This is a genomic window from uncultured Corynebacterium sp. (genome assembly GCF_945649885.1).
Lineage (GTDB): Bacteria > Actinomycetota > Actinomycetes > Mycobacteriales > Mycobacteriaceae > Corynebacterium.
This window is the reverse complement of record NZ_CALZFS010000079.1, coordinates 1-13,229: the sequence shown is the minus strand read 5'-3', so window position 1 is coordinate 13,229 and position 13,229 is coordinate 1. Positions and strand designations below refer to the sequence as shown.

Here is a 13,229-nt window from a genome sequence, read left to right as displayed (position 1 = left end):
ACAACCTCTTCAAGTGCGCGATGTTCGGTTCTGACCCCAACTGGGGACGCGTCCTGGCGGCAGTCGGCATGGCTGAGGCGGATATGGAGCCGGAGCACATCTCCGTATTCTTCAATGATCAGGCTGTGTGCCTTGATTCCACCGGCGCACCGGGCGCCCGCGAGGTGGATCTCTCTGGAGCTGATATCGCCGTACGCGTTGATCTGGGCACCGGTGGCAAGGGACAGGCAACTGTCCGCACCACCGACCTCAGCTACGCATATGTGGAGATCAACTCCGAGTACAGCACCTAGAAAAACGTCGACAAGCACGCGGGGAGAAGAAGATGAATGAACTGATCAAGAGCCTGGGCTCTGAAGAACGCGCACATGTGCTCGCTGAGGCACTGCCCTGGCTGCAGCACTTCCGCGACAAGATCGTGGTGGTCAAATACGGCGGCAACGCCATGGTGGATGAAAGTCTCAAGGCTGCGTTCGCAGCGGACATGGTGTTCCTGCGCACCGTCGGTGCCAAGCCCGTGGTCGTCCACGGTGGCGGACCTCAGATCTCCGACATGCTCAAACGTGTCGGCTTGGAGGGCGAGTTCAAGGGTGGTTTCCGCGTGACCACCCCTGAGGTCATGGAAATCGTCCGCATGGTGCTCTTCGGCCAGGTCGGTCGTGACCTGGTTGGTCTCATCAACTCCCACGGCCCCTATGCAGTGGGCACCTCCGGTGAAGATGCAGGATTATTCACCGCCGAGAAGCGTCTGGTGGACATTGACGGCGAACTCACCGACATTGGTCTGGTGGGTAATATCGTCGACGTTGACGCGACCTCACTGATGGACATCATCGACGCCGGTCGCATCCCCGTGGTCTCCACGATTGCACCAGGCGAGGACGGTCAGGTCTACAACATCAACGCCGACACCGCCGCCGGCGCCCTCGCAGCAGCCATCGGCGCGGAACGTTTGCTCGTGCTCACCAACGTCGAAGGCCTCTACACCGACTGGCCGGACAAGAGCTCCCTGGTCTCCAAGATCAGCGCCACCGAACTCGATGGTCTGCTCCCCGGCCTTGATTCCGGCATGATCCCGAAGATGGAATCCTGCCTGAACGCCGTGCGTGGGGGAGTCAGCGCCGCGCACGTCATTGACGGTCGCATCGCACATTCCGTGCTCTTGGAGCTGCTCACCATGGGCGGTATCGGCACGATGGTGTTGCCAGATGTCTATGACCGGGATGACTACCCGGAGGGCACCGTATTCAGAAATATCGATAATCAGAACGGGAAGAACTGGGCATGAAGAACCTCAACTCGGTAGATGACACGCTGAGCAGCTGGCCACAGGTCATCCTCAACACTTACGGCACCCCGCCGGTGGAACTGGTCTCCGGTAAGGGCTCCACAGTCACCGACAATGGCGGCAAGGTCTACATCGACCTGCTCGCCGGCATCGCGGTCAACGCACTCGGTCACGCACACCCGGCCATCATCGAGGCAGTGACCACCCAGCTCAGCCAGATCGGGCACGTGTCCAACCTCTTCGCCACCCGTCCCGTCGTGGAGGTCGCTGCAGAACTGGTAGAGCGTTTTGCGCTTAACGACGCCACCACTGCCGCATCCACCCAGGTGTTCTTCTGCAACTCCGGTGCCGAAGCCAATGAGGCAGCCTTCAAGCTGGCGCGCCTGACCGGGCGCCATCGCATCCTGGCAGCCGTCAACGGTTTCCACGGACGCACCATGGGTTCCCTGGCACTGACTGGACAACCGGATAAGCGCACACCTTTCGCACCACTGCCCAGTGGCGTGGAGTTCTACCCTTATGGTGACCTTGATTACCTGACCACCCTGGTGGAGGCAGATCCGACTGACACCGCAGCCATCATCCTGGAGCCGATCCAGGGCGAAACCGGCGTGATCCCGGCACCGGAAGGCTTTCTCAAGGGCGTGCGTGAACTCTGTGACAAGCACGGCCTGCTCTTCATCGTCGATGAGGTCCAGACCGGCATCGGCCGCACCGGTGACTTCTTCGCACACCAGCATGAGGGTGTCAAGCCTGATGTGGTGACCATGGCCAAGGGCCTGGGTGGCGGACTGCCCATAGGTGCCTGCCTGGCCACCGGTGATGCGGCGAAGCTCTTCGGGCCTGGCAAGCACGGCACCACCTTCGGTGGAAACCCAATCTCCGCTGCGGCAGCACGTGCAGTGCTGTCCGTGGTGGACGAGGACTTCTGCGCTGAGGTCACACGCAAGGGACAGAGCTTTGTGGATCAGCTGCTTGAGATCCCTGGCGTGGCGGAAGTCCGTGGTCGCGGCCTCATGCTCGGTGTGGTTCTGGACAAGGCGGTGGCCAAGGATGCTGTGTCCAAAGGCTTTGAACATGGTCTGATCCTCAACGCCCCAGCAGTCGATATCATCCGCCTGACCCCACCGCTGGTGATCACCGATGAGGAGATCGCCGCATCGGTTAAGGGCATCGCCGCGGTACTTGCTGAACTGAACGCTTAAGATACAGAGAAACAAGGTTAGAGACATGACAAACCCCAATGTCCGCCACTTCCTGGCCGACGATGACCTCACTCCAGCAGAGCAAGCGGAGGTACTCGCACTGGCGGCTGAGCTGAAGCAGGCACCCCTGTCCAAGCGTCCGCTGGAGGGTCCACTGTCTGTGGCGGTACTCTTTGACAAGACCTCCACCCGAACCCGCTTCTCCTTCGACGCTGGCATCGCACACCTGGGTGGCCATGCCATCGTGGTGGATTCCGGCAGCTCCCAGATGGGTAAGGGCGAGACCCTGCAGGACACCGGTGCGGTGCTCTCCCGTTTCGTCGAAGCCATTGTCTGGCGTACCTACGCCCAGTCCAACCTGACCGACATGGCAGAAACCGCCACCGTACCCATCGTCAACGCCCTGACCGATGACCTACACCCCTGCCAGATCCTGGCAGACCTGCAGACCGTCATTGAGAACCTCTGCCCGGAAGAAGGCCCTGCCGGCCTCAAGGGTAAGAAGGCTGTCTACCTAGGCGATGGAGATAACAACATGGCCAACTCCTACATGATCGGCTTTGCCACCGCCGGCATGGACATCTCCATCATCGCGCCAGCTGACTTCCAGCCGAAGCAGGAGTTCGTGGAGCGTGCGAAGGTGCGCGGTGCTGAAACCGGTGCCACCGTCACTGTCACTGACAGCCTTGACGAGGTTGCCGGCGCCGACGTTGTCATCACCGACACCTGGGTCTCCATGGGCATGGAAAACGATGGCGTGGATCGTACCACCCCATTCGTGCCCTACCAGGTCAATGATGAAGTCATGGCGCGAGCCAATGATGAGGCGATTTTCCTGCACTGTCTGCCGGCCTACCGTGGCAATGAGGTATCAGCCTCTGTCATCGATGGCCCGGCATCCCGCGTCTTCGATGAGGCGGAAAACCGCTTGCATGCACAGAAGGCACTGCTGGTGTGGCTTCTGGAGAACCAACCAGCTTAAGGACATGGAACCCATGATGAACAGTGATGCGTCGATAAGCACGCCACAGTCCCCGGCAACGGTGACCCGCACGGCACGCCAGGCTCTGATCGTCCAGATCCTGGACCGTCAGCGTGTGACCAGCCAGGTCCAGCTCTCCGAGCTGCTGCTGGATGAGGGCATCGATATCACCCAGGCCACGTTGTCCCGTGATCTGGATGAACTGGGTGCCCGCAAGGTTCGTCCCGACCGCGGACGTGCCTTCTACGCGATCGGAAGGGTGGACAATACCGTGCCTGAAGATCTGCGTGGTCCGCAGGAGAAACTGCGACGCATGCTTGATGAACTGCTGGTTTCCACGGACCACTCCGGGAACATCGCCATGCTGCGCACACCCCCGGGTGCTGCACAGTACCTGGCCAGCTTCATTGACCGGGTGGGAATGCAGGAGGTCGTGGGCACCATCGCCGGCGATGACACCGTCTTCGTCCTTGCCCGTGATCCGATGACGGGCAAGGAGCTCGGCGAACTGCTGGGTAGGCGTTCAGGCGCCAACAGGTAGGAAGGTAAGATATAGGGCGGTTGATAAATCGCGCTGTATCGTGCCGGGATCTGCTAAACAAACTCACTCCAGGGAGTGGTTGCTGCTCATGACTGCGGCATTTCCTGGAAGGATAATTTCACACTTTAAACAATTGTTTATTTAAAGGAGCTAGAAAACACATGACCAATCGTGTCGTACTTGCGTACTCAGGCGGCCTGGACACCTCCGTGGCCATCCCATACCTGTCCAAGATGACCGGCGGCGAAGTTGTCGCAGTTTCCCTGGACCTCGGTCAGGGTGGCGAGGACATGGAGTCCGTCCGTCAGCGTGCACTTGACTGTGGTGCAGTTGAGTCCATCGTCATCGATGCCCGTGATGAGTTCGCCGAGGAATACTGCCTCCCGACCATCAAGGCCAACGGCATGTACATGAAGCAGTACCCACTGGTATCTGCCATCTCCCGTCCGCTGATCGTCAAGCACCTCGTCGAGGCAGCCAAGGAACACGGTGGCACCCACGTCTCCCACGGTTGCACCGGTAAGGGCAACGACCAGGTCCGCTTCGAGGTCGGTTTCATGGACATGGATCCAAACCTGGAGATCATCGCACCTGCGCGTGACTACGCGTGGACCCGTGACAAGGCCATCGAATTCGCCGAAGAGAACAACGTTCCCATCGAGCAGTCCGCAGCATCTCCGTTCTCCATCGACCAGAACGTCTGGGGCCGCGCGATCGAGACCGGTTTCCTCGAGGACCTGTGGAACCCACCAACCAAGGATCTCTACGCCTACACCGAGGATCCAGCACTGGGCAACGCACCAGATGAACTGATCATCACCTTCAAATCCGGTAAGCCAGTTGCCATCGACGGCCGTCCAGTCACCATGCTGGAAGCCATCGAGGAGCTTAACCGTCGTGGCGGTGCACAGGGTGTCGGCCGTCTGGACATGGTTGAGGACCGCCTCGTGGGCATCAAGTCCCGCGAGATCTATGAAGCACCGGGTGCCATGATCCTCATCACCGCACACGAGGCGATGGAAGACGTCACCATCGAGCGTGAGCTGGCCCGTTACAAGCGCGGCATCGACGCCCGCTGGTCCGAAGAGGTCTACGACGGCCTGTGGTTCGGCCCACTGAAGCGCTCCCTGGACGCCTTCATCGAGTCCACCCAGGAGCACGTCTCCGGCGACATCCGCCTCGTCCTGCATGCAGGCAAGATCACCATCAACGGCCGTCGTTCCGGTTCCTCCCTCTACGACTTCAACCTGGCCACCTACGACACCGGCGACACCTTCGACCAGACCGCGGCAAAGGGCTTCGTCCAGCTGCACGGCCTGTCCTCCAAGATCGCCAACAAGCGCGACCGCGAGGCCGGCGACAATTAATACAGTCTTGATTTAGTGACTGAGTAGGAACATGCGGGGTGGTGCGGCGTTGAGAAGCGCTGTACCACCCCGCATGCGCAAGAACCCCTGTAGAGATTTTTGATAAAGACCGAAAGTAAAGGATCAACGCGTGGAAAAGCACGGAACCAACGAAGGCGCTCTCTGGGGCGGCCGTTTCTCCGGTGGCCCCTCCGAGGCGATGTTCGCCCTGAGTGTGTCCACCCATTTTGACTGGGTGCTCGCCCCTTATGATGTGCTGGCCTCCAAGGCCCACGCGAAGGTCCTGCACTCCGCTGGCCTGCTCAGCGACGCTGATCTGGACACCATGCTCGAAGGCCTGGACCAGCTGGGACGCGACGTCGCCTCTGGTGACTTCGGCCCAGTCCCATCCGATGAGGATGTCCACGGCGCCATGGAACGTGGTCTGATCGACCGCGTCGGCCCAGAGGTCGGCGGGCGCCTGCGTGCGGGACGTTCCCGCAATGACCAGGTGGCAACACTGTTTCGCATGTGGGTCCGCGACGCCGTGCGCGATATCGCGATCGGTGTTACCGAGCTTGTCGACGCCCTCACCGCCCAGGCAGCAGCCCACCCGGAGGCGATCATGCCGGGCAAGACCCACTTCCAGGCAGCACAGCCAGTCCTGCTGGCACACCAGCTTCTCGCACACGCACAGCCACTGCTGCGTGACATCGAGCGCATCCGCGACCTGGACAAGCGCCTTGCGGTTTCCCCTTATGGTTCCGGAGCGCTGGCAGGATCCTCCCTACAGCTCAACCCGGAGGCCATCGCGGAAGAACTCGGTTTTGATTCTGCCGCCGATAACTCCATCGATGCGACTTCCTCCCGTGACTTCGCTTCTGAGACCGCCTTTGTTCTGGCACAGATCTCCGTGGACATGTCCCGCCTGGCTGAGGAGATCATCGCATGGTGCACCCCGGAATTCAGCTACATCGTTCTGGCTGATGCCTGGTCCACCGGATCATCCATCATGCCACAGAAGAAGAACCCTGACGTGGCAGAACTGACCCGTGGTAAGTCCGGACGCCTGATCGGCAACCTGACAGGCCTGCTGGCCACCCTGAAGGCACAGCCACTGGCCTACAACCGTGACCTGCAGGAAGACAAGGAACCCATCGTGGACTCCGTGGCACAGCTGAACCTGCTGCTGCCCGCGATGACCGGCCTGATCTCCACCCTGACCTTCAACACCGAGCGCATGCGTGAACTGGCACCAGCTGGCTTCACCCTGGCCACCGACCTGGCAGAGTGGATGGTCCGTGAAGGAGTGCCATTCCGTGAGGCTCATGAGGCTTCCGGTGCCTGCGTCCGCATCGCTGAAAACAGGGGAGTGGGCCTGATTGACCTCACCGATGAAGAACTGGCCGGCGTGGACTCCCGCCTGACCCCTGCAGTACGTGAGGTTCTCACCATCGAAGGTGCCGTGGCATCACGTGTCACCCGTGGCGGAACCGCCGGTGTCCGCGTTGCCGAGCAGCGTGAACGCGTGACACAGGCCAGTGCGGATCACCGCTCCTGGGCCAACACCCCGGTGCGCAGCTAAAGCATTCACCTGATTCCTGATTTCATGCATCTTGTGTGAAACCAGGAATTTTTTACTTTCCCCAGCTAACGACAGGGTCCATACATCAACACTGTGACGAAACTTTGTGCTGGTGCCGGTCCGACACTCAGGGGGTTGAGGCCTTTACTTTGAGGGCGGGTAGGCACTAAACTATTTATTGACACGTCAACTAATTTTTGGTGGAGGATAGGGATATGAGCAGAATCAGCATCATCGGCGCAACAGGAATGGTCGGGCAGGATATTGCCCGCGAAGCAGTTAAGCGTGGACATGAGGTCATCGGTACCAACCGCAGTGGAGATGTCACCGACCCCATCGCAGGCGTGACCTACCGTGCGCTGGAGATTAACGATACGGAAGCCATCATGAAGCTGGCTGAAGAATCAGATGTCCTGGTGTTCTCCGTACCCGGTGGTCGGGAAACCGGTGATTATGCCCCGGTGATCAAAGCCCATGCGGCTCTGATCGTCGCACAGCCGGAGGCGCGCATCTTCATCATCGGTGGTGCAGGTGGCCTGCAGATGTCAGATGGCACCCTGCTCGTCGACGCCGGTGTCATCCCGGAGGAGTACGGCGCGGAACCACGCAGCTTCGTTGAGATTCTCAACAACTACCGCGAATCAGAAGAGCAGCTGGACTGGGTCATGCTGGCACCGTCCCCAGAGATCTACCCAGGCGAGCAGACCGACTCCTATGTCCTTGCTGATGATGAACCTGCAGGTGAGAAGGTCAGTACTGGAACCTTTGCTGCGGCAGCCCTTGATGAGATGGAGAAACCGACCTACCTGCGGACCCGTTTCACCGTCGCAGACGCATAGAAGCATGATGTTTAAGTAGCCGGGTGTAACCGGCCACTTAAGCATTTTCCTGAGCTGTTGCGGAGCTGCTCAGTCGCTTTTATCATCAGGCTATGAATGGCACCTCTGGAAATTCTGAGAAGACTCGGGGCAGGGGTGTTTCTGTCTTTCTGGGGATCATCCTGCTGTTCATTGCTGTGATGGCAGTCCTGGTGGGGAGAGGGACATTCAGTGTTCTCGGATTTGGGGCAGCTGGGGATTCAGAAGAGTCCAGCCCAGAGGATCCGATAACCGTGAAGGCGGTGATTGGCTCTGAGAAACGTGATTTCTTTGAGGACCCAAAGGTCAGGGAAGTGCTGGCTGATCATGGCTATGACGTCCAGGTGACCACTGCTGGATCCAGAAGAATTGCCACAGAATTAGACCTCTCTGATTTTGATCTGGCCTTCCCCTCCTCAGCGCCGGCGGCACAGAAGATTCTGGAAACAGTGGAATCCACCGGCGAGTTCACCCCATTCAACTCGCCGATCACCATTGCCACCTGGGGTCCCATCCTGCACATGCTGGAACGGGCAGATGTTGCCCGTACAGAAGGTGGACACTGGTACGTGGACATGGAAGCGTATATCACCCTGGCGCAGGAAGACATCCGCTGGCGGGACCTGGGGGATGACTTCCCCTCACCAGGTCAGGTGCAGATGTCTTCCACTGATGTGCGTACCTCCAATTCGGCAGCCATGTACCTCTCACTGCTTTCCTGGGCTGTGGCAGAAGGCTCGGTAGTGGGCAGTGACACCCAGGTTGATGGAATCGCCCCGGAGCTCGGCCCTTTCTTCCTCGGCCAGGGCTATACCGAATCCACCTCAGCCGGCCCCTTTGCGGATTATCTCTCCCAGGGCATGGGGTCCAAACCCATGGCGGTCATCTATGAGGCACAGTTCCTGAATGAACTTGCGCAGGAAGACACTCAGATTGCCGCAGGGGATTCCATGGTGCTGGCGTATCCCTACCCAACGGTTATCACCAAGCACACCGTGGTGGGGCTGACCGACGAAGGCGCGGAGATCGGACGGTTGCTCGCAGAGGATGAAGAGCTGCAGAAACTGGCAGCAGTGCACGGCTTTCGGCCCCAGAACAGCCAGGTATTCACTGAAACCATGGCTGAACTCAATCTGGAATATGAAACACCGGCGAATGTTCTGGCCGTGGACCCACCGGATTACGACATCCTGGAACAACTCATCGAACGCGTCTCCGCCAGCTACAGCCCACTCCCACCCTTCGAGGAGGAAGACCAGTGATCAGGAAACTACTCACCCTGTCCACCCTGGTGATGTCCACCGTGGTCATCGCAGGTTGCTCCAGTACTTCAACAGATACCGGTGAGGATGCCGCAACAGGAGAGGGCGCAGATAGGGAGGCGCTCCGCATCGTGGCAGCGACAGAACTAGAAGATCTCGTCCCAGCAGTCGAACAGGCTTCAGAAGAACTGGGTTTCCCCATTGAACTCGACTTTCCCGGAGGCACATTAGAAAACAGTGAAAAGCTCAAACAGGGTGAATTCGATGAGGATTATGACGCCACCTGGTTTGCCACCAACCGTTATGTGGATCTGATTGGAGCCTCCGGAAAACTCGGGGAAACCACCAAGATCGCCACCTCGCCGGTGGTTCTCGGTGTGGATTATCGCCACGCCATGCACCTGGGTTGGCATAGCCACCAGCCGACCTGGGCGGAGATCGGGTCTGCTGCAGCCAGTGGCCAGCTCACCTTCGGCATGACTGACCCCTCCACCTCCAACTCAGGTTTCTCCGCACTGGTATCGGTGTCCACCGCCTACGCTGACACCGGCCAGGCGCTGACACTAGATGATGTGGATGATGTCACCCGGGAGCTCCAGGCGTTTCTCTCCGGCCAGACAGTCACCTCCGGATCCTCAGGATGGCTGAAGGATGCCTTCATCTCAGACCCGGATCGTGCCAATGCACTGATCAACTATGAATCTGTTCTACATACGGTCAATGAAGAAGACAATGCGGATCTGTGGATGGTTGTTCCCGCAGATGGTGTGGTCAGCGCGGACTACCCACTGTCCGCACTTGCTGCAGCGGACGATGAGACAGCAGCTCAGATACGGGAACTGAGGGAGTGGATCGAAGATCACCCCGAGGTTCTCACGAACACCTACCGACGCCCTGTGGATACCACGGTACCCCTGCCTGAGGAACTGCAAGACGCCTTCATCATTGAACAGCCCTTCCCAGGAGAACGGCAGATCACCGATGCGCTGGTGGCTGCCTACAATAATGAGCTACGGGTTCCTGGTAACACCACCTTTGTACTGGACACCTCCGGTTCCATGGAGGGGCCACGTCTGGGCTCCCTGAAAACCACCATGAATGAGCTGATCACGGGGCAGGCCAACTCGCTTACCGGTGATGTGTCACTGCGACGCCGTGAAAAAGTTAATATCATTCCCTTTGACTGGGTGCCTGCAGAAACAATCTCCACCACGGTTGACCAGATTGGTGGACCCAACCGGCAGCAGCTTGCCGACGGCATTGATGAACTGGTGGCTCACGGTGGCACCGGCATATATAGGGCACTGATGCAGGCCCTGGATGAGGCAGAGACTGGTGCCTATATTCCATCGATTGTGCTGATGACAGATGGGGAGCTCACTGACAGGCCAAATTTCCTGGAGTTCCAGCAGTACTACGCAGAGCTACCAACAGAGAAGAAGCGCATCCCTGTCTTTGTCATCCTCTACGGGGAAGCAAATGTCACTGAGATGGAGAATCTGGCAGCACTGACTGGTGGGCACACCTTTGGTGCCATTGACGGTGACCTCGATGAAGCCTTCAAGGAGATCCGTGCCTACCAGTAATTCCTCAAAAAGCAGCAGCTTCTTCACCTCCCGCAAGAACATCGTGGGTATGACACTGGCCATCCTGGTCATCATCATCCACTTGGTGGCGGGACTGGGAATCCTCTGGCCGGTGGTTGCTGTGGCCGGATATGGTGCGGGAGCACTGCTGACCCCACGCAGGCAAGCAGAAGAGCTACCGGCGCAACTGCAGGCACCGCCACGACATGCAGCACCCCAGGAGCTGCGAAAGGTCATGGGGCGTCAGGCGGGTAAATTGTCAGATAATAAGGTTCCCTGGATTGTTCATGAGGCAGTCATCCAATTGGATGATGCCCTGAACATGGTGCTGGATCACTGGGAGCGCCTAGTGGACTTCCCGGAATACCAGGTGACGGTGCGGTCCATGATTCTGGACTACATCCCCTCACTGGTGGATACCTACCTGAAGATCCCGGACTTCAAGAACCCGCGCGCTGTGGAGGATATGGTGCAATCGCTCAAGCTGCTGCAGGCTGAAGCTGACAGCATCTATCAGGTCATCACGGAGATAGGCCTCAACAACCTGGAGGATCACAACCGGATCCTGCACATGCAGTTCGGGAAGCTGCCCCTGGATGAGAACCCTGAATCTGCTGGAAAGGCCGGAGAAAAGGGGAGTGGGGCGCTCTAAAGCAGGGGAATAGGCCTCAATGCTGAGCCTCGAGGTGAGCCAAGTAGGATATCCCTTATGAGTCTTGATCCGAAGCTTCTTGAAGTCCTGGCCTGCCCCAAGGACAAGGGCCCACTGCGATATCTGGAGAGCGAACAGCTCCTGGTCAATGAACGCCTCGGACTGGCCTATCGCATCGATGACGGGATCCCCGTCCTCCTGATCGATGAAGCCACCGAGTGGACCCCTTCACAATAAGAACTTCCCCTTTAAAGAAAGACAACTCTAAAAACACCATGACCACCAATATCATTGACGAGCTCAACTGGCGCGGACTGATCAACCAGTCCACCGATATCGACGCACTGCGCGAATCCACCCAGGCTCCGATCACCCTGTACTGCGGTTTCGACCCGACCGGTCCCTCCCTGCACGCAGGTCATCTGGTGCCACTGCTCATGCTGCGCCGTTTCCAGCAGGCTGGCCACAACCCGATCGTGCTCGCAGGTGGCGCGACCGGAATGATCGGTGACCCACGTGATGTGGGTGAGCGCAGCATGAACTCCGCCGACACGGTTGCCGAGTGGGCCGGAAGAATCTCTGACCAGCTCAGCCGCTTCGTTGATTTCGAGGGCGAGCACGCAGCCCGTCTGGTCAACAACGCCGAGTGGACCAACAACATGTCCGTGGTCACCTTCCTACGTGATGTGGGCAAGCACTTCCCACTGAACACCATGCTGGCGCGCGATACCGTCAAGCGCCGCCTGGAATCGGATGGCATCTCCTACACGGAGTTTTCCTACATGCTGCTGCAGGCCAACGACTACGTTGAGCTGAACAAGCGCTTTGATTGCACCCTCCAGGTCGGCGGCGGCGATCAGTGGGGCAACATCGTTTCCGGTGTTGACCTCAACCGTCGTGTCCAGGGCAAGTCGGTCCACGGCATCACTGTCCCACTGGTCACCGACTCCGAGGGCAAGAAGTTCGGTAAGTCCACCGGTGGCGGTTCCCTGTGGCTGGATCCTGAGATGACCAGCCCATACAGCTGGTACCAGTACTTCATCAACGCAGCTGACGCCGATGTCATCCGTTACCTGCGTTGGTTCACCTTCCTCACCCAGGAAGAACTGGCTGAGCTCGAGGTTGAGGTTGCCGAGCGCCCATTCAAGCGTGAAGCACAGCGCCGTCTCGCTCGCGAAATGACCAACCTGGTTCACGGTGAAGAAGCAACCACCGCTGTGGAACTTGCAGCACAGGCACTCTTCGGCCGTGCAGAACTGCGCGACCTGGATGAAAACACTCTGGCGGCTTCTGTTTCTGAAACCGAAGTTGCTGAGATCACGGCAGGGGAGCCACGTAGCATTGTGGATCTGCTCATCGCCTCTGGCCTGGTTGATTCCCGCGGTGCTGCACGACGCACCATCTCAGAAGGTGGCGCCTACGTTAATAACGAGCGCATCACTGAAGATGATTGGGAGCCATCTGAATCTGATCTGCTCCATGGCACCTGGTTGGTGCTGCGCAAGGGTAAGAAGAACTTTGCCGGCGTGAAGATCAACTAAATAAACAAGAACAAGGCCGGACTTCCCATCTATGGGGAGTCCGGCCTTGTGCGTTTAGCAGTGCTTTTCCGATGCTTATCGATGTCGAGATCAGTTTATTCTCGGTGTTGCAGGCTAAAACCGGTGTTGACCTGCAGAGTTGTGGCATCTGGAGAGTCTGTGTAGATTAGTTCAAGTCGCAGCGAGCCGCTAGAACTTCCCAACAAGGAAGCGAAAGTTAATCGAGGTGACACGGAGATTAAATCCAAGTTGACTTCCCAAGCGGGAGTTACTAGAGTGAATCTCCAGTCGCTGAGAATGGAAATCAACCAAAAGATTAACCCTGATCAGTGTGCGAATGTTGTTTGAGAACTCAATAGTGTGCCATTTATTTTTTGTTTGTCG

Annotated in this window: 13 protein-coding genes; all 13 read left to right on the top strand. The window is 58.4% G+C overall.

Translation table 11 applies throughout. The features are described from left to right. A partial coding sequence (locus tag Q0M74_RS09340) for a bifunctional ornithine acetyltransferase/N-acetylglutamate synthase (RefSeq protein WP_293953700.1) occupies positions 1-293 on the top strand: 293 nt, incomplete at its 5' end. 32 nt (positions 294-325) lie between these two features. Further along, on the top strand, positions 326-1,288 hold the full coding sequence (gene argB, locus Q0M74_RS09335) for an acetylglutamate kinase (RefSeq protein ID WP_293953698.1): 963 nt from the start codon (positions 326-328) through the stop codon (positions 1,286-1,288). Further along, positions 1,285-2,493 carry an acetylornithine transaminase gene (locus tag Q0M74_RS09330; protein ID WP_293953696.1) on the top strand — a complete coding sequence of 403 codons (1,209 nt, stop codon included), beginning with the start codon at positions 1,285-1,287 and terminating at the stop codon, positions 2,491-2,493. Before argB ends, Q0M74_RS09330 begins: the two co-directional genes overlap by 4 nt. Positions 2,494-2,518: 25 nt before the next feature. Then, positions 2,519-3,475, top strand: a complete 957-nt coding sequence (gene argF, locus Q0M74_RS09325) for an ornithine carbamoyltransferase (RefSeq protein WP_293953694.1) — start codon at positions 2,519-2,521, stop codon at positions 3,473-3,475. Between the two features lie 16 nt (positions 3,476-3,491). Continuing rightward, the gene (locus Q0M74_RS09320) at positions 3,492-4,016 is read left to right on the top strand and encodes an arginine repressor (protein WP_293953704.1); all 525 of its coding nucleotides are present in this window, start codon (positions 3,492-3,494) and stop codon (positions 4,014-4,016) included. Positions 4,017-4,177: 161 nt separating this feature from the next. Further along, a complete protein-coding gene (locus tag Q0M74_RS09315) occupies positions 4,178-5,383 on the top strand; it encodes an argininosuccinate synthase (protein ID WP_293953692.1) in 1,206 nt (401 codons plus the stop codon). Between the two features lie 130 nt (positions 5,384-5,513). After that, complete coding sequence (gene argH / locus Q0M74_RS09310; RefSeq protein ID WP_293953690.1) at positions 5,514-6,947, top strand: argininosuccinate lyase; 1,434 nt, start codon at positions 5,514-5,516, stop codon at positions 6,945-6,947. A 215-nt stretch (positions 6,948-7,162) separates the two neighbouring features. After that, positions 7,163-7,786, top strand: a complete 624-nt coding sequence (locus tag Q0M74_RS09305) for an NAD(P)-dependent oxidoreductase (RefSeq protein WP_293953688.1) — start codon at positions 7,163-7,165, stop codon at positions 7,784-7,786. A 272-nt stretch (positions 7,787-8,058) separates the two neighbouring features. Beyond that, a complete protein-coding gene (locus Q0M74_RS09300) occupies positions 8,059-9,066 on the top strand; it encodes a hypothetical protein (RefSeq protein WP_293953686.1) in 1,008 nt (335 codons plus the stop codon). After that, a complete protein-coding gene (locus Q0M74_RS09295; RefSeq protein WP_366088125.1) occupies positions 9,063-10,652 on the top strand; it encodes a VWA domain-containing protein in 1,590 nt (529 codons plus the stop codon). Before Q0M74_RS09300 ends, Q0M74_RS09295 begins: the two co-directional genes overlap by 4 nt. Beyond that, on the top strand, positions 10,639-11,304 hold the full coding sequence (locus tag Q0M74_RS09290) for a hypothetical protein (RefSeq protein WP_293953684.1): 666 nt from the start codon (positions 10,639-10,641) through the stop codon (positions 11,302-11,304). The genes Q0M74_RS09295 and Q0M74_RS09290 overlap by 14 nt, the downstream gene beginning before the upstream one ends. Before the next feature lie 57 nt (positions 11,305-11,361). Beyond that, a complete protein-coding gene (locus Q0M74_RS09285; RefSeq protein WP_293953682.1) occupies positions 11,362-11,541 on the top strand; it encodes a Trm112 family protein in 180 nt (59 codons plus the stop codon). A gap of 38 nt (positions 11,542-11,579) precedes the next feature. Continuing rightward, complete coding sequence (tyrS, locus tag Q0M74_RS09280) at positions 11,580-12,845, top strand: tyrosine--tRNA ligase (protein ID WP_293953680.1); 1,266 nt, start codon at positions 11,580-11,582, stop codon at positions 12,843-12,845. Positions 12,846-13,229 lie beyond the last annotated feature (384 nt).